Below are 16,389 nucleotides of genomic sequence, written 5' to 3' on the forward strand. Positions count from 1 at the left end.
ATTATTTACCTAACTGTTCTTCAAAATAACGCGAAATCATAGTATCATATTCAGCAGTTTTACTATAAGCCTTATAAGCAAGATTCATCCGGAACATAAAATCATCCGCATTGTTTTCAATGGCTTTTAAGACATTCTGATAATCTTGAGGCTCTACTACAATTAAAACATCTTTAAAATTTTTAGCAGCACTTCTAATCATTGATGGTCCTCCAATATCAATATTTTCAATCATTTCATTTAAGTCTGCTCCTTTTTCTAATGCCTTATCAAAAGCATAAAGATTACAACACACCAGATCAATTGGTCTAATATCCATTTTCTTAATTGTATTAACATGATTATTATCATCACGTCGATAGAGGAGTCCTCCATGAACCTTTGGATGAAGAGTTTTTACTCTACCATCAAGTATTTCAGGAAAGCCGGTGACCTCTTCAATACTTTTAGCTTTAATATTTGCATCTCTCAATACTTTAAAAGTTCCACCTGTTGAAATAATTTCAAACCCTAGTTTTTCAAGCCCTCTTGCAAAATCAGCAACTCCTGTTTTATCAGTTACAGATACTAATGCATGTTTCATTTGATGATTTCCACCCTTTCATTTTCTATTTTTAATTGACCATTACAAAATAATTGTATGGCCTCAGGTAATATCTTATGTTCTTCTTTTAATACTTTTTCCTGTATTTCCTCAGGATTCTTACAATTTGATATATCAACAGCCTTTTGTAAAATAATAGGTCCTCCATCTACGACTTCACTTACAAAATGAACAGTACATCCCGAAACTTTAACTCCTCTTTGATAGACAGCCTGATGAACATACATACCATACATACCTGATCCGCAAAATGAAGGAATCAAGGATGGATGAATATTAATAATTCTATTCTTATAAAGAGAAAGAAGCTGATCTCCGACAATCGCAAGATATCCTGCTAAAACAATTAAATCTATTTTTTCTTCTTCAATACGTTCAATTATTTTCTGTTCATCTCTAATATACTCTGCTTTAATCCCTGCTTTTTTTGCTCGTTCCAGTCCATAAGCATTTTTTCTTGATGAAATAACCAATCTGATCTTTCCATTAATATGATCCTGATTATCAATAATAGATTGTAAATCTGTACCTCCTCCGGAAATACAGACTGCTATATTCAGCATAATTCTACTCCCTTATCTCCTTCTAATACCTCACCAATCACAAAGCCGTTATCTCCTGTTTCTTCAAGTGAATTAAGAACTATATCAGCATCTTTCTTGTCAACAGCAATAACCATTCCGATCCCCATATTAAATGTGTTATACATCATATGCTCATCAATCCGACCATTTGAAGCAATCAGATTAAAGATTGCCGGTACTTGATAACTATTTTTTCTAATAACTGCTTTCATATAATCAGGAAGCATTCTAGGAACATTTTCAAAAAATCCGCCGCCTGTAATATGAGCACATCCTTTGATTGATATACCATCGTTTTTAAGCTTTTTTAATGCTTTTACATAAATTCTGGTAGGAGCAAGTAAGGCTTCACCTAACGTTTGACCTAAATCTTCATAATAAGTATTCAAAGCCTCGACAGTCATAGGAAATACTTTTCTAACTAGTGAAAAACCATTGCTATGAACACCGCTTGAAGCAATACCAATAAGTATATCTCCTGATTGAATAGATGATCCATCAATAATATCTTTCTTATCTACAACACCAACTGCAAAGCCGGCTAAATCATAATCATTTTCCGGCATCAGGCCGGGATGTTCAGCAGTTTCTCCTCCTATCAAAGCACATTCAGACTGCAAACAACCTTCAGCAACTCCTTTTACAATTTCAGCAATCTTCTCAGGATAATTCTTGCCGCAGGCAATATAATCTAAGAAGAAAAGTGGTTCACCTCCGGCACAGACAATATCATTTACACACATCGCAACTGCATCAATTCCGATTGTATCATGCTTATCTAAAATCATCGCCAGTTTTATTTTTGTCCCGCAGCCATCCGTTCCGGATAAGAGAACAGGCTCATCATACTTTTTTATTAAACTCAAATCAAAAGCACCTGCAAAGCCTCCTAAACCGCCTAACACTTCAGGCCTTACAGTTTTTTTTACATGTTCTTTCATTAATTCAACAGCTTTATAGCCGGCTTCAATATCTACTCCTGCTTTTTTATAATTCATTATATGCTCCTTATTATTTATTCTCCATACGTGCTAATACAGCTTTATATGTTTCAATCAAATCACCAATATCCTGTCTAAAAACATCTTTATCATATTTCTGATTTGTATCAACGTCCCATAAACGACATGAATCAGGTGAAATTTCATCAGCAAGAACAATCTCGCCATTTTCTGTTTTACCGAACTCAATCTTAAAATCTACTAATTTTAAATTAAGACGAAGGAAGAATTCTTTAAGCATCTCATTAATTTTTAATGTTTCTTCCTTAATTTCTGCATATTCTTCTAATGTACATAGCCCCATAGCTAAAGCATGATATTCATTAATCAAGGGATCACCATATTCATCATTTTTATATGATATTTCAAAGATAGGAGTTTCTAGAACAAGTCCTTCCCGGCATCCTGTGCGTTTACAAAAAGATCCGGTTGTAATATTTCTAACAATAACTTCTAAAGGAAAAATTTCAGCTTTTCTAACCAGATCATCACGATCATTTAATTTCTTAATTAAATGTGTTTTCACTCCTGCCTCTGCAAGCATATCAAAGATAATACCGGAAATAGTATGATTCAATATACCTTTCCCGGCAAACTGATCATGTTTTGCACCATTCCCAGCAGTTGCATCATCTTTATAATGCATAATAATTTCATTTTCCTTATCTGTTGCATAAATTTGTTTTGCCTTTCCATCATAAAGCAGTTTTGTGCTATCCATCATCCTATTCCTCCTCATATTTCATCATGATTTCTTTATTCTTTTCCAAACAATCTTTATTCATAGACAATCTATGATCCAATAATTTCTGCCTGATAGTCGGATCTTTTACTGCCATTATCTCTAATGCTAGATAAGCGGCATTTTTCCCCCCATTAATCGCAACAGTCGCTACCGGAATGCCTGATGGCATTTGAACAATTGATAATAATGCATCCATTCCTTCTAATGTCTGCGATGTACAAGGAATTCCTATTACCGGCAGTACTGTCTGACTTGCTACAACTCCGGGAAGAGCAGCAGCCATTCCGGCAGCAGTAATAATAACGTCGGTATCATCATGATTACATTCATCAATAAACTCTTTTAACACTCCATGCGCACGATGAGCGGATAGAGCACGTACTTTTACATTCACTCCAAAATCTTTAAGAATGCCGATGCATCCTTCCACTTTATCTGCATCACTGGCAGATCCCATAATAACGGCAGCTTTCATATACCCTCCTAAAATAATCCAATAATTTTTCCGTTTTCATCTATATCCATACCATTAGCAGCAGGTACCTTAGGAAGTCCCGGCATTCGCATAATGCTTCCGGCAATCGCAACAATAAATCCTGCTCCCATATTTGGTATCAAATCATTGATCGTAATATCAAACCCTTGCGGTCTTCCTAATAAAGTTTGATCATCAGAAAGAGAATATTGTGTTTTAGCAATACATACTGGTAAATTTTCCATCTCAAGAGCCTTAATTTTCTTTAACTGATTTCTTGCTTTCTTAGTAAAAACAACATCATGAGCTCCATAAATTTCTTCAGCAATTCTCCGTATCTTCTCTTCTATACTTAATTCTAATGAATAAAGAGGATGATAACAAGATTCCTTAGTTTCAAGAATTTTTAAAAGCTTATGAGCCATCTCAATTCCTCCAGCTGCACCCTTGCCGAAAACCTCACTGATAGCTACATCGCTACCCATGAATTCTACTTCTGTTTTTAATAAAGAAAGTTCAGCAAAGGAATCTGTAGGAAAAACATTAATCGCAACTAAACTAGGTAAACCATATTTATGAATATTTTCAATATGTTTAGTCAAATTAGCAATACCCTTTTTTAAAGTATCAAGATTCTCATTATTTAAATCTGTTTTGTGAGATCCGCCATGCATTTTTAAAGCACGAATAGTTGCTACAATAACAACTGCATCCGGCTTTAAGCCTGCCTGAGGACATTTAATATCCAAAAACTTTTCAGCACCTAAATCAGCACCAAATCCGGCTTCAGTGATAGCATAATCACCAAGCTTTAAAGCTAACTGTGTCGCCATAACAGAATTACATCCATGAGCAATATTAGCAAATGGACCACCATGAACAAATACAGGTGTATGATCAAGTGTCTGTACCATATTAGGCTTAATTGCATCTTTTAATAATAAAGTTACCGCCCCTGTTGCTTTTAAATCATCTACCGTTACAGGTTTATTATCATAATCATAAGCAACAACCATACGACCTGCTCTTTTCTTCAAATCTTCCAAGGAAGAAGCCAAACATAGAATAGCCATCACTTCACTCGCAACACTAATATCAAAACCGTCTTCTCTAGGAACACCATTAGCTTTACCACCCAGTCCTGCCACAATATGGCGTAAAGCTCGGTCATTTAAGTCAATAGCACGTTTCCAAACAATCTGTCTTTGATCTATATGCAATGGATTTCCCTGATGTAATGAATTATCCAGCATAGCCGCTATTAAATTATTAGCAGTTGTAATCGCATGAATATCACCCGTAAAATGAAGATTGATATCTTCCATAGGTACAACCTGAGCATAACCTCCGCCAGCAGCTCCGCCCTTAATTCCAAAGCAAGGTCCTAAAGATGGTTCTCTCATTGCTACTACAGACTTTTTACCTAATTTATTTAATGCCTGTGATAATCCAATCATTGTTGTTGTTTTTCCCTCACCTGCCGGTGTCGGATTAATAGAGGTTACCAGAATCAATTTCCCATTATCATTTTTCTCTAGATTTTTAATTGCTTCTAAAGAAATTTTTGCTTTATATTTTCCATAAAGCTCTAAATCATCCTCAACAAGACCTAGACGCTTTGCAACATCAATAATCGGCTCCATTTCAGTATTTTGTGCAATCTCAACATCTGTTAGCATTCTCTTCACCTATCCTTTTAATTATTATAATACTTTTGAATGAATAAAGCTGTAAAACCTGTAAAAAAACAAAAAAGAGCCTACTCATCCAGGGGCTGCCCAGACGGTCGACTCATAACATTATACTTCCATGTGGTTAATTCCACTTCCGTCAGTTGTATAACTGACATTATATTAACATTAACACACTATTTTGACAATTGAAAATTATATTTTCAGCAAAAGAAAACATCCTTAATAAAATCAAGGATGAAGTAAATAAAATGGTGGAGCTTAGCGGGATCGAACCGCTGACCTCCTGCGTGCAAAGCAGGCGCTCTCCCAGCTGAGCTAAAGCCCCACTGCATAAATAGAATGGTGGGCCTGAATGGATTTGAACCATCGACCTCACCCTTATCAGGGGTGCGCTCTAACCAACTGAGCTACAGGCCCATACTATTTATCATAAGCAACCATTAATGGTGGGCCTGAATGGATTTGAACCATCGACCTCACCCTTATCAGGGGTGCGCTCTAACCAACTGAGCTACAGGCCCATTGCTGACTGCCTAACTAATATAACACAACAAAAAACTAACGTCAATAAAGAATGTTCTTTTTTTATGATCCGTCCGGTTATAACCTATAAAAGAGATTAGTCAATTTGACTAATCTCTTTTAATTTATTATATAATTAATTAAACTTTTTCTTTCTCTTAGATAAAACAATACCTAAAAGTGATAAAGTCATTAATAACGTATATAAAGAATAATGACTGCCATCAAAAGTCTTTGGTCTTTTTTTACCAGGAATTTTTGGTTTATCTTGAGTATTAGTTATCACAAAACCAGTTTTGGCATTTCCAGTAATAACCGTTTTATACCCATTTATCTTTTCTTCTTTCACTTCATATACAATTTCTTTACCATTCTTATACTTCATAAGATTTGTGAATGTATATTGCCAGTTATTAGCTTTTGTCAGTTTCTGAGAAGCAATCTTTTTACCATCAGCAAAAAGATGAATAACAATACTCTTGGTTTCTTCTCCTACCCATTTCTTTTTTACAGAAATAGAAATCTTTTCAATATTAGTATTTGTAATCACAAATCCAGAATGGTCTCCTGAAACCTTACTTGTATAGTTAGCAAGATTAATTTCTTCTACTTCATATTTGATCTCTTTTCCGGTAGAAGGATCATATTTATCAAGATTTGTAAATGTATGCATCCATCCTTCAGATGCTTTCAATTCATATACTTCCTTAACAATACCGTCAGCTTTTAATTTAATCTTTACAGAAGACATTGCCGGACCTATCCATCTCTTTCTCACCGGAATAGAAATCTTTTCTGTATTTATATTCTCAATAACAAACCCGTTTTCAGCATTACCGGTAATCTTGCTTACATAATTATCAATTTTATCTTCCTTCACTGTATATTCAATTAATTTCTGATTATCATCATATTTATCAAGATTATCAAATTGACCTTGCCATTGACAGTTTTCATCAAGTACTAATGTTTTATCAGGAACTTCTTTACCATTTGCAAGGAGTCTTACAGTTACTGACTTTTTCTTTAAGCCAATCCAAGTCTTTTTCACTTTAACTTTCGTTTTTTCTTTCTTATTCTTAATAGTCAGAATTGTGACATCACCGTCAGTTACATGCACTGTATACTTCTGACCGTCCTTAATATAGCCAGATGGCGCCTTGATTTCCTCAATTGTATAATTTCCTTGAGAAAGTTTATCAGAGATAGCTTCACCATTTTCATCACTTATAAGTTTAAACGATGTTCCATCCTTTAAACTCTTAATAAGGAATTCTGCCCCTTTGATTTTTTTCTGATTATTTTCAGCATCAACTTTAATGATTTTAATCTTATTTAATAAATCACCTTGAGCATCACCACCTGATTTTGCACTTTTGAATCTTGATGAAACAATCTTTTCAAAATCTCGGGCAGTAACCTTAATTCTATTTTTAAGGACAAGTCCCGGCTTATAAGTAGTTGTATACTCTAAATAATATTGTTTACCTACAACATTCCCTAAATTAATCTTAAAAGTTGTTTTTTGAGCATTAAAAGTTAATTTATCACTAAGTTCAATGTTTTTTGCAGTTTTATGATCAAAATGTCCTTGAGAGTCAAATACTACCTCTCTTAATTTAAAACTTTCCGGAATATAATGTATTCCTTCAAGTGATCCATTTTCAACTGTCAGTTCATCTTCAATAACAGCATTATTAAGATTGCTTTTTTTATAATTCAAGCGTACTCTCCAATTCGCCTTGTTGTCAACAATCTTCCCCTGACTTAAATTTGCATAACTCCATTTTGTAAGAACTTCATCATCATCAATCTTATTAGGTTTCCCCTTAATATCCATTGTCAGTGTTTTAACTTTTCCATTAAATTCTATCTTAAATTCATTTTTCTCATTATACTTAATTTTACTTTGAACAAATTCAGCAGATAAAAACATTGTCCCTTTAATATTTTCATGTGTCTCTACATAATCAGTAAAAGTTACACGAACATTTCCTCCGCCTTTATCACCATTAGCAGTTACCTTTGCAGATGCAACCAATGAACCATGTGGATCTTTTAATTGAAAAGCTGATGTTTCTCCATTTAAAGGAAATTTCATTTTTTCAGGAAGTTTAACATCAAAATAATCTCCCTTCTTTAAACTCTTGCCATAAGAAGAGGCATCCCATTTCATACGAATATAGAACTTTTCCCACCATTTTAATTGACTAATTGGATCCGTTCCCTCTCTCTTAGTAACAGAAAAATCAGTTACCTCAACATTTACATGCTTATTCTCAGCATGCGCAGTTTTAGCCTGACTCATGAATAAAGAGAAAATCATTGTCAAAGCCATCAAAAAACTTATACTTTTTCTTTTCATGTTTATCGTCCTTTCTTGTCTATTTCTTTTATATCCTACCATAGTTAGTATTAAATAACAATTGATTTAGCTAAACTAATTATTTTTTTAATAAATTAGAATAGCTAATTTTTTTATACCACAAAAAAATAGAGACTTATAAAGTCTCTATTGCTTCTTTAATCTTTTCAATATCTTCGTCTGTACCATCATTTTCTACTTTGTACAGACATGGAACATTATATTGGTCACTGATAACATCACCAGCCTGACAATAAGCTTCACCATATCCCTGATCACCGCTAACAACAACACCTTTTAAGTGATCTGCATTTGTTGATAGAAACTCTTCCACCTCATATGGAACCTCTCCATAACCATCAGTATAAGTAAAGATTACATAATCCTCATCCATGGAATCTATGCTTTCAACACTAAATGATTCTAAATCAATTCTATTAACAATAGATTCTACATTTCCAGTTCTAGATGAATAAACTATTTTCATTTTTCTTCCTCCAGTTAGTATTTTCTAACTAACAGTTTACACGATTGTATTTCTTTTGTCAAAAGAAATACAATTACATTGAAATAATTCCTAAGACATTAAGAATAGAGCTTATTAAAATCACTGTAATAAAGATTGGACAGATATATTTAATCATTACATTAAAAACAGGTCTTCTTTTAAATTGGGATGACTGCTGAATTTCCTGAGCAATGCCATCAATTGTAATAACTCTTACAACCAATAGGCAACATGCCATCGCGGCAATAGGCATCATAATTGAATTGGTTATAAAATCAAAGAAATCAAGAATACCCATTCCTAAAACCTGAATAAAGCTTAAACTAGAGAATCCTAATGAAGATAATGAACCTAGTACTACAACAATGACTCCCGTAATAACAGTAGCACGTTTTCTATCCCATCCCAGTTCATCTTCAAAAGTAGAAACAACACTCTCTGATAATGCAATTGAACTTGTTAACGCTGCTAATAATACAAGCATAAAAAACATAATTCCGGCAATTCTGCCAAATCCCATTTGAGCAAATACCTTTGGGATAGTAATAAACATCAGCGATGGCCCGGCATTTAATGCCTGCAAATCACCTGACGAAAAAACAAAGACTGCCGGTATAATCATGAGTCCTGCCAGTAAAGCTATTATTGTATCAAATATCTCAACATGTGTAGCAGCTTCTTCAATATCCATATCTTTTTTCATATAGCTTCCAAAAGTAATTAATATTCCCATTGCTATTGATAATGAATAAAACATTTGTCCCATAGCAGTAACTACAGTCATTAATGAGAAATGCTTAAAATCAGGAATAAGAAAATACTTTACACCGGCTAATGCTCCCGGTCTTGTAATAGAATATCCGGCTACTAAAAATGCTAGCAAAACTAAAATAGGCATCATAATTTTAGATACCTTTTCAATGCCATTTTGAACGCCTCCAAAAATAACAAGCAAAGTAATAAGACTAAACATTAAAAACCAGAATTCCACATTACCGCCATTAGAGATAAATGACTGAAAATATTTTCCATCAGCAACACCTTGAACATTCCCTTTTAAATATTCCACTAAATATTTAAATACCCAGCCGCCAATAACAGAATAGTAAGGGACAATCAACATTGGAATAATTGCATTAATCCATCCCCCTAGCTTAAAAGGCAATGAATGTCCAAAATGAGCAAAAGCTCCAACAGGAGATTTTCTTGTTTTTCTGCCAATAGCACTTTCTGCCATAATCATAGTATAACCAAAAGTAAGAACAAGTATCAGATAGATTAAAACAAATATGCCGCCACCATACTTTGCCGCTAAATAAGGGAATCTCCAGATATTACCCAATCCTACAGCACTTCCGGCAGCTGCTAAAATAAAGCCCAGTTTCCCTGAGAAACTGCTTCTTTCTTTCATCAATATCAATCCTCCAAACTTTTACTATTTTATCATAATTTTCTATAAATAACACGAACTAAATATATAAAATAATAAAAGATGCATAGCAGCTACTATGCATCTATCATCAATTCAATATGTTCTTTTAATTTTCAGACACATCTTTTTTTAATAACCCTAGTAATACAGCAGCCAGAATCGTACCGGCTATTAAAGCTGCTAAATATAACAAGGCATTTCCTACTACAGGAAAAACAAAGATACCGCCATGAGGTGCCATTAATGTAGCTCCAAAAGCCATTGATAATGCACCGGAAAGTGCTGATCCCGCAATACATGCCGGTAAAACATGAATCGGATCACTGGCAGCAAAAGGAATAGCACCCTCTGTAATAAACGCTAAACCCATGATAAAGTTTGTTGGTCCTGATTCTCTTTCTTCTTTCGTAAATTTATTTTTAAAGAGGATAGTTGCAAGAGCAATGGCACATGGAGCAACCATACCGCCTACCATAACAGAAGCCATGATCTTATATCCCATTTGTGTGCCGGCAGCTAACTGTGCCGTACCGAATACATAAGCAGCCTTATTAAATGGACCACCCATATCAATAGACATCATACCACCTAAAATAAGTCCTAAAAGAATCCCCATATTACCTAAACTATTTAATCCATTAGTAAGACCTGTATTGATGGCACCAACAACCGGCTCAATTACATAAACCATAGCTATTCCAATTAATAAAACACCAAACACCGGATAAATGAGGATAGGTTTTGTACCTTCTAAGCTATGAGGCATATTCTTACATACTTTCTTTAATAAATTAACAAGATAACCTGCTAAAAAGCCTGCTGCCAATGCACCTAAGAAACCTGATTTTCCTGATGCAGCAATACTTCCTCCAACAAAGCCAACAGCTAGCCCCGGTCTGTCAGCGATACTCATAGCAATAAATCCAGATAAAACCGGTAGCATAAAACTAAAAGCTACTCCCCCTATTTTTGCTTTTAAAAGATTAGCAATAGGATGAAGTGAACCAAAATTACCATCAAAAGCTTTTCCAATTGATTGATAATAAAAACTGTCCACTAAAAAGGCTAAAGCAATCAAAATACCTCCGCCTACTACAAATGGAAGCATATGTGAAACACCATTCATTAAATGTTTATAAATATCTCTTGCTCCGCCACTACTATTTACAGCAACTTTCTCTTCATGAGAAGCATGATAGACAGGAGCCTGTCCATTCCTAATCTTATTAATTAATTCTTCCGGATGTCTGATACCTTCAGTTACAGATACTGAAAGCAACGGTTTTCCATCAAAACGTGCCATTTCTACATTCTTGTCAGCAGCAATAATAATACCATCTGCCGCTGCAATTTCTTCAGTAGTTAAAGCATTGCCGATTCCCTCACTACCGTTTGTTTCAGCTTTTAATAAATATCCCATTGCTGCACCGGCTTTTGTCAAATTCTCAGCAGCCATAAATGTATGAGCAATTCCTGTTGGACAAGCTGTAACAGCTAAAACTTTATACCCTTGGTTATTATTTGTATTATTCTCCTGCTGATCTTTTAGAGCTTCTTTCTTATCAATTACAGATAAGAATTCTTGAGCAGTCTGAGCATTTAGTAATTCTTTTCTAAAATCTTCATCCATCAGTAAAGCAGATAATTTAGCAAGTGCCTGTAAATGTAAGCTTCCTCCATCTTCCGGTGCCGCAATCATAAAAAATAAATGTGCCGGTTGTTTATCCAACGAATCATAATCAACGCCTCTAGGAACAGTCATAGCTGCCAGACCCGCCTTTTTCACTGAAGCATCTTGTGCATGAGGAATGGCAATGCCTTCTCCAATTCCTGTCGAAGTTAAAGCTTCTCTTGCTAAAATCCCTTTCTTATAAGCTTTTTTATCACTTATTTTTTCTGAAGCACACATTAAATCTACAAGCTTATTAATAGCTTCATCTTTGGTGTTGACTGAGACATTAAGCTCGATACTTCTCAAATCCAGTAATTCACTAATTTTCATCCATTTTCTCCCCTTTCCAAATTCCTTAAATTCTCATAAATAAACTCTTTTGTTGCCAGACCGTCACTAAAAGCAGTAGCCCCGCCACATGCAGTAGCAAGTTTTAATGCTTCTTCATAATCTCCATTTCTCAAATAACCACCAATAAATCCAGCCACCATAGAATCTCCGGCACCAACTGAATTCTTTACCTTGCCTTGACATACTCCCATACGATGAATTTCACCATGCTGATCAACAAGCAAACTACCATCTCCGGCTAATGAAACAAGAACATTTAATGCTCCCATTTTTTGAAGTTTTTTCGCATAATATATAATATCTTCTTCATTTTCTAAGATAACATTAAAAATATCTTCTATCTCATGATTATTAGGTTTAATGAGAAATGGTTTGTATTTTAATACATTCAATAATAAATAACCTGTTGCATCAACAACCGCATAAACATTCTTATCAGCAACTTTCTTTAAGATAATTTCATAAATATCATTAGGCACACATGCAGGAATACTGCCTGATAAAACAAGTACATCACTTTTTCCCATCTTATCCAGTTTGGCAAATAGCTGATAAAGATCAGCTTCAGTAATGACAGGACCTTTTCCGTTAATTTCTGTTTCCTGATCAGAACGAAGTTTAACATTGATACGACTCATCCCCTCTTTAACAGTAATAAAATCAGTTTCAATTCCATAATCTTCCTCTGTCCCTTGGACAATTTTTTCTCCGGTAAAGCCTCCTACAAAACCCAAGGCCTTCGTTGAATAACCCAATCTTTTCAAAATAACAGAAACATTAATACCTTTACCGCCAATAAAAATATGCTCTTCTTTAACTCTGTTTACTTTTCCTGTTTCAAAATGATCTACGCTGACTACATAGTCTAATGCAGGATTAAATGTAACTGTGTAAATAATTTTCATCATCTCCAATTCTGCTAATATTTATTTCATTAACATCATAATACGCCCTTTTGTTTTCGTCAACATGAAAATAATGAAAGTTATTTTGATAATCATAAAAAAAGATCACCTCAATGATCTATCTTTTATCTACCGCAAACATCTCTTCACAAATAGCCATACGCTTATGACTATCTTTAATACTGACTGTTAAAAATAAAAATAGAATCTCCATAACAGTCGTTGCGGAAACACGAGAAAAACAAAATTCATCTAAAAAAAGCTTTTCTCTTGTAGCAGTCGTGAGGTGATAATCAACCATTTCACCAATAGCTGACTCAGGATTATTAGTGATACCGATTGTTTTTGCATGATTTGATTTAGCAATTTCTACTGCTTCAAATACTTTGTTTGATTCTCCTGAATTAGAAATAGCAATTAATACATCATTATCTGATAATGTATGAGTAAATGCCAATTGTGTTTCCCATATTGTACCTGCTACTGACGGAATACCTAATTCATTAAATTTAAAAGCACCATCTATCGCAACAGGAATAGTATTCCCTACAGCAATAAATTGTACTGTTCCGGCCTTTAAGAGACATTCAATAATCTGATTAAAGACTTCAATATCAATCATATTGACAGTCTGTTTTAATTCTTCAATCTTATTAGCAAGGATATTCTGTAATGACTGGGCAATATCATTACGTGAAATATCATTAGATACCCCTTCTCCATAGTTTTCCACCATTTCTTTAGCAAGTCCTATCTTAAGCTGATGAAATCCCTTAAGACCTACTTTTTTACAGAATCTGGATACTGATGCTTCTGAAACATCACTTGCTTTTGCGAGTTCTGAAACAGTCATATCTACCACTTTTTTATGATTATTAAGAATATAACGAGCAATTTTCTTCTCTGCATCAAAAAGCTGATCATACTGAACAGAAATACGATCCATGACAGTTAAATTAGCTGACATAATATACCTTCTTTCATGAAAATAATTTTCATAGAATATCATATCATGAATTAATTGTTTTTCAAACAAAATAAGAAGAATATCATTCTTCTTATAATAAATAGACTAAATATCCGGCATATATAATAAGCATTAAAACTCCACCCCATCGTTTTAATTGATGATCCCTGTTGAGAATCAGCAGATAAAGAAGAACAGCTGAAAGAACTGCCACAACAGTATCAAAGAAAAAAGCACTCTGATAAGGAACAGGCGTTATTGCAGAACTGATTCCAATTACAAACAAAATATTAAAAACATTGCTCCCGACAATATTTCCAATCGCAATATCAGCCTTATTCTTTAAAGCTGCTGTTACACTGGTTACCAGTTCAGGAAGTGATGTTCCTAAAGCAACAATAGTTAAGCCTATTACTCTTTCACTGACACCAAATACTCGTGCCAGTCCAGTAGCACCATCAACCGCAAAATTACTGCCAATGATAATAAGAACAACACCTATAATTGATAAAATGATAAGCTTAAACATCCTCTGTTCACTCTTTGAATTGTTTTCTTCCGAATCAATAAATCCTTTTTTACTCATATAATAGAGATATGCTAAATAAACAATAAATAAAAACAATAGAATCGCAGATGCCAGCCATCCTAAAATATAATTGTTAAGCCCAACTATACCAAAAACAATAGTCACAAAAATCATAAAGGGTATTTCATATCGAATAGTAGAATTTTGTAGTAATAATGGTGTTATTATTGAAGTAATACCTAAAATAACCAGAATATTTAAAATATTACTGCCTAGAACATTTCCCACCGCAATATCTGCACTCCCTTTAAAAGCAGAAGTGATAGAAACAGCAGCTTCTGGAGCACTCGTTCCCATAGCAACAATTGTAAGCCCAATAACAAGCTGAGGAATACCCATCTTACTTGCTATTCCGCTTGTTCCTTCAACAAACCAGTCCGCTCCTTTTACTAAGAATGTAAAACCAATAATAACCAAACCTATATAAGCTAATAAATTCATATATATCCCCCAATACTGGTATTATAGAAAAAGATTTATTTTTTTCAAGTACAATATTTTATCTCTATAAATAAAAAATTAAGGGAATCCCTTAATTTTTAATATCAGCCTTTTAATCCTCTTGACTGACGATCCATATCTTCAACAACAATATCATAAATTTCACCAAGACTTCGACAATATTCTAAGACTTTCCATGGTTCATTAGTATGATAATGAATTTTAATAAGATCCTCATCACCTACTGCAAGCAAACAGTCTCCATCAAAATTTTCTGTAAAATAATCATTAATTTCATCTTCATCAAGATCAGTTCCTTCAATCAATAATTGAGTATCATAGCGATACTCTAAAGATCCTCTTACTCCATCCATATTAGTATCCTCCTTTTTTCATATTATAGCATACTGTCTTAATCTTTCAAATTATTGAATAATAAAAAAACATCCTCGGCTGTTTATAATAAATGAGATCTTAATTCTTCTTCTGATAGAGAAGATAAGTAAGCTGGAGCAATATCAAAAATAGTCTTACATCCGCTTTGACCTTCTTTGTTTAAGCGATAAGCTGCTCTGGCATAAGCAACTAATACACTGCCGGTAAACGCAGGATTAGAGTCAAGCTTCAAAGAATATTCAATTACATTATTGTATTCCTTATGATTACCTGTTACACCTGTACGCAATACGAATCCTCCATGAGGAAGACCGCTGTGTTTTTCATTAAGCTCCTGCTGAGAAATAAAATGCACTGTTGTATCATAATCCGCAAAATAATCCGGCATTTCTTTAATCTGCTTTTCAATTAAAACTTTATCGGCATTCTCCTTAACCACAACATAACATTCTCTCGTATGCATCTGACGAGCTGTAAATTCAATATTTTTACCAGCTCTAGCCTTATTTAAAGATTCTTCAGACGGTACAGTATATTGTCTGGCATCTAATACTCCATCAATACGTCTGATTGCATCACTATGTCCTTGTGAAACACCTTTCCCCCAGAATGTATAATGATTACCTTCAGGCAATACTGCTGATGAAATCATACGCATTAGAGAAAACACTCCCGGATCCCATCCAATAGATATAATACTAATCTTATTAGCTTTTTTTGATTGAAGATCAGTATTATGAAAATGTTCAGGAATATGAGCATGTGTATCAAAACTGTCAACCACATTAAAATACTGGGCAAACTCAGGTGTCTGCTTCGGTAAATCAGTGGCACTGCCTCCAGCCATAATCATAACATCAATCCTGTCTTTAAATTTAACAGCATCATCTATAGAATAAACACTCACACCCGCTGTCTGAATTTGAATAGCACTAGGATCTCTTCTTGTAAATACTGCTTCCAGCTGTAAATCATTATTTTGTTTAATAGCTGCTTCAACGCCACGAGCTAAATTACCATAGCCTAATATTCCAATTTTAATAGCCATATCACTACCTCCAATATAGGTGTATTTTAGCTTTTTTATTTGTTAAATACAACTTTTTCTGCATATAAATAAAAAATTATTTATTATAAA

15 protein-coding genes, 3 tRNA genes and 1 riboswitch are annotated in these 16,389 nt (G+C 34.0%); all 18 genes read right to left on the bottom strand.

Annotated features, from left to right (window positions below):
• Nucleotide 1: 1 nt before the first annotated feature.
• Nucleotides 2-583 (bottom strand): hypothetical protein, encoded by a 582-nt coding sequence (locus HMPREF9943_RS07110; RefSeq protein WP_004803469.1) that lies wholly within the window; start codon nucleotides 581-583, stop codon nucleotides 2-4.
• Nucleotides 580-1,167, bottom strand: a complete 588-nt coding sequence (purN, locus tag HMPREF9943_RS07115) for a phosphoribosylglycinamide formyltransferase (RefSeq protein ID WP_004803471.1) — start codon at nucleotides 1,165-1,167, stop codon at nucleotides 580-582. The genes HMPREF9943_RS07110 and purN overlap by 4 nt, the downstream gene beginning before the upstream one ends.
• Nucleotides 1,161-2,186, bottom strand: coding sequence for a phosphoribosylformylglycinamidine cyclo-ligase (purM, locus tag HMPREF9943_RS07120; protein WP_004803473.1), 1,026 nt, complete (start codon nucleotides 2,184-2,186; stop codon nucleotides 1,161-1,163). The genes purN and purM overlap by 7 nt, the downstream gene beginning before the upstream one ends.
• A gap of 13 nt (nucleotides 2,187-2,199) precedes the next feature.
• Complete coding sequence (purC, locus tag HMPREF9943_RS07125) at nucleotides 2,200-2,910, bottom strand: phosphoribosylaminoimidazolesuccinocarboxamide synthase (protein WP_004803474.1); 711 nt, start codon at nucleotides 2,908-2,910, stop codon at nucleotides 2,200-2,202.
• A 4-nt stretch (nucleotides 2,911-2,914) separates the two neighbouring features.
• A complete protein-coding gene (gene purE / locus HMPREF9943_RS07130; protein WP_004803476.1) occupies nucleotides 2,915-3,409 on the bottom strand; it encodes a 5-(carboxyamino)imidazole ribonucleotide mutase in 495 nt (164 codons plus the stop codon).
• An 8-nt stretch (nucleotides 3,410-3,417) separates the two neighbouring features.
• Entirely contained in the window at nucleotides 3,418-5,088 is a 1,671-nt protein-coding gene (locus HMPREF9943_RS07135) for a formate--tetrahydrofolate ligase (protein WP_004803478.1), read from the bottom strand.
• A gap of 90 nt (nucleotides 5,089-5,178) precedes the next feature.
• Nucleotides 5,179-5,257: riboswitch (ZMP/ZTP riboswitch) on the bottom strand.
• A 95-nt stretch (nucleotides 5,258-5,352) separates the two neighbouring features.
• Nucleotides 5,353-5,428, bottom strand: a tRNA-Ala gene (locus HMPREF9943_RS07140).
• Nucleotides 5,429-5,443: 15 nt separating this feature from the next.
• Nucleotides 5,444-5,520: transfer RNA gene (locus HMPREF9943_RS07145), tRNA-Ile, on the bottom strand.
• Nucleotides 5,521-5,547: 27 nt separating this feature from the next.
• A tRNA-Ile gene (locus tag HMPREF9943_RS07150) sits at nucleotides 5,548-5,624 on the bottom strand.
• A 137-nt stretch (nucleotides 5,625-5,761) separates the two neighbouring features.
• Nucleotides 5,762-7,990 (bottom strand): Cna B-type domain-containing protein, encoded by a 2,229-nt coding sequence (locus HMPREF9943_RS07155; protein WP_004803480.1) that lies wholly within the window; start codon nucleotides 7,988-7,990, stop codon nucleotides 5,762-5,764.
• A 136-nt stretch (nucleotides 7,991-8,126) separates the two neighbouring features.
• Nucleotides 8,127-8,477, bottom strand: coding sequence for a class Ib ribonucleoside-diphosphate reductase assembly flavoprotein NrdI (gene nrdI / locus HMPREF9943_RS07160; protein ID WP_004803482.1), 351 nt, complete (start codon nucleotides 8,475-8,477; stop codon nucleotides 8,127-8,129).
• A gap of 73 nt (nucleotides 8,478-8,550) precedes the next feature.
• Nucleotides 8,551-9,909: a sodium-dependent transporter gene (locus HMPREF9943_RS07165; RefSeq protein ID WP_004803483.1), complete on the bottom strand. Its 1,359-nt coding sequence runs from the start codon at nucleotides 9,907-9,909 to the stop codon at nucleotides 8,551-8,553.
• A 127-nt stretch (nucleotides 9,910-10,036) separates the two neighbouring features.
• The gene (locus HMPREF9943_RS07170; RefSeq protein ID WP_004803485.1) at nucleotides 10,037-11,932 is read right to left on the bottom strand and encodes a PTS fructose transporter subunit IIABC; all 1,896 of its coding nucleotides are present in this window, start codon (nucleotides 11,930-11,932) and stop codon (nucleotides 10,037-10,039) included.
• Nucleotides 11,929-12,861 (bottom strand): 1-phosphofructokinase, encoded by a 933-nt coding sequence (pfkB, locus tag HMPREF9943_RS07175; protein WP_338010387.1) that lies wholly within the window; start codon nucleotides 12,859-12,861, stop codon nucleotides 11,929-11,931. The genes HMPREF9943_RS07170 and pfkB overlap by 4 nt, the downstream gene beginning before the upstream one ends.
• Nucleotides 12,862-12,976: 115 nt before the next feature.
• Nucleotides 12,977-13,825, bottom strand: coding sequence for a MurR/RpiR family transcriptional regulator (locus HMPREF9943_RS07180; RefSeq protein WP_004803489.1), 849 nt, complete (start codon nucleotides 13,823-13,825; stop codon nucleotides 12,977-12,979).
• Between the two features lie 91 nt (nucleotides 13,826-13,916).
• Nucleotides 13,917-14,855, bottom strand: coding sequence for a calcium/sodium antiporter (locus HMPREF9943_RS07185; RefSeq protein WP_004803491.1), 939 nt, complete (start codon nucleotides 14,853-14,855; stop codon nucleotides 13,917-13,919).
• A 104-nt stretch (nucleotides 14,856-14,959) separates the two neighbouring features.
• Nucleotides 14,960-15,229 (bottom strand): hypothetical protein, encoded by a 270-nt coding sequence (locus HMPREF9943_RS07190; protein WP_004803492.1) that lies wholly within the window; start codon nucleotides 15,227-15,229, stop codon nucleotides 14,960-14,962.
• An 83-nt stretch (nucleotides 15,230-15,312) separates the two neighbouring features.
• The gene (locus HMPREF9943_RS07195; protein WP_004803495.1) at nucleotides 15,313-16,299 is read right to left on the bottom strand and encodes a diaminopimelate dehydrogenase; all 987 of its coding nucleotides are present in this window, start codon (nucleotides 16,297-16,299) and stop codon (nucleotides 15,313-15,315) included.
• Nucleotides 16,300-16,389 lie beyond the last annotated feature (90 nt).

It is taken from the genome of Eggerthia catenaformis OT 569 = DSM 20559, assembly GCF_000340375.1.
GTDB classification, from domain to species: domain Bacteria; phylum Bacillota_I; class Bacilli_A; order Erysipelotrichales; family Coprobacillaceae; genus Eggerthia; species Eggerthia catenaformis.

What these genes read in the sequence shown, in the direction of transcription:
- HMPREF9943_RS07110 (WP_004803469.1), bottom strand. Translation starts at nt 583, where the DNA reads ATGAAACATGCATTAGTATCTGTAACTGATAAAACAGGAGTTGCTGAT.
- purN (WP_004803471.1), bottom strand. Translation starts at nt 1,167, where the DNA reads ATGCTGAATATAGCAGTCTGTATTTCCGGAGGAGGTACAGATTTACAA.
- purM (WP_004803473.1), bottom strand. Translation starts at nt 2,186, where the DNA reads ATGAATTATAAAAAAGCAGGAGTAGATATTGAAGCCGGCTATAAAGCT.
- purC (WP_004803474.1), bottom strand. Translation starts at nt 2,910, where the DNA reads ATGGATAGCACAAAACTGCTTTATGATGGAAAGGCAAAACAAATTTAT.
- purE (WP_004803476.1), bottom strand. Translation starts at nt 3,409, where the DNA reads ATGAAAGCTGCCGTTATTATGGGATCTGCCAGTGATGCAGATAAAGTG.
- HMPREF9943_RS07135 (WP_004803478.1), bottom strand. Translation starts at nt 5,088, where the DNA reads ATGCTAACAGATGTTGAGATTGCACAAAATACTGAAATGGAGCCGATT.
- HMPREF9943_RS07155 (WP_004803480.1), bottom strand. Translation starts at nt 7,990, where the DNA reads ATGAAAAGAAAAAGTATAAGTTTTTTGATGGCTTTGACAATGATTTTC.
- nrdI (WP_004803482.1), bottom strand. Translation starts at nt 8,477, where the DNA reads ATGAAAATAGTTTATTCATCTAGAACTGGAAATGTAGAATCTATTGTT.
- HMPREF9943_RS07165 (WP_004803483.1), bottom strand. Translation starts at nt 9,909, where the DNA reads ATGAAAGAAAGAAGCAGTTTCTCAGGGAAACTGGGCTTTATTTTAGCA.
- HMPREF9943_RS07170 (WP_004803485.1), bottom strand. Translation starts at nt 11,932, where the DNA reads ATGAAAATTAGTGAATTACTGGATTTGAGAAGTATCGAGCTTAATGTC.
- pfkB (WP_338010387.1), bottom strand. Translation starts at nt 12,861, where the DNA reads ATGATGAAAATTATTTACACAGTTACATTTAATCCTGCATTAGACTAT.
- HMPREF9943_RS07180 (WP_004803489.1), bottom strand. Translation starts at nt 13,825, where the DNA reads ATGTCAGCTAATTTAACTGTCATGGATCGTATTTCTGTTCAGTATGAT.
- HMPREF9943_RS07185 (WP_004803491.1), bottom strand. Translation starts at nt 14,855, where the DNA reads ATGAATTTATTAGCTTATATAGGTTTGGTTATTATTGGTTTTACATTC.
- HMPREF9943_RS07190 (WP_004803492.1), bottom strand. Translation starts at nt 15,229, where the DNA reads ATGGATGGAGTAAGAGGATCTTTAGAGTATCGCTATGATACTCAATTA.
- HMPREF9943_RS07195 (WP_004803495.1), bottom strand. Translation starts at nt 16,299, where the DNA reads ATGGCTATTAAAATTGGAATATTAGGCTATGGTAATTTAGCTCGTGGC.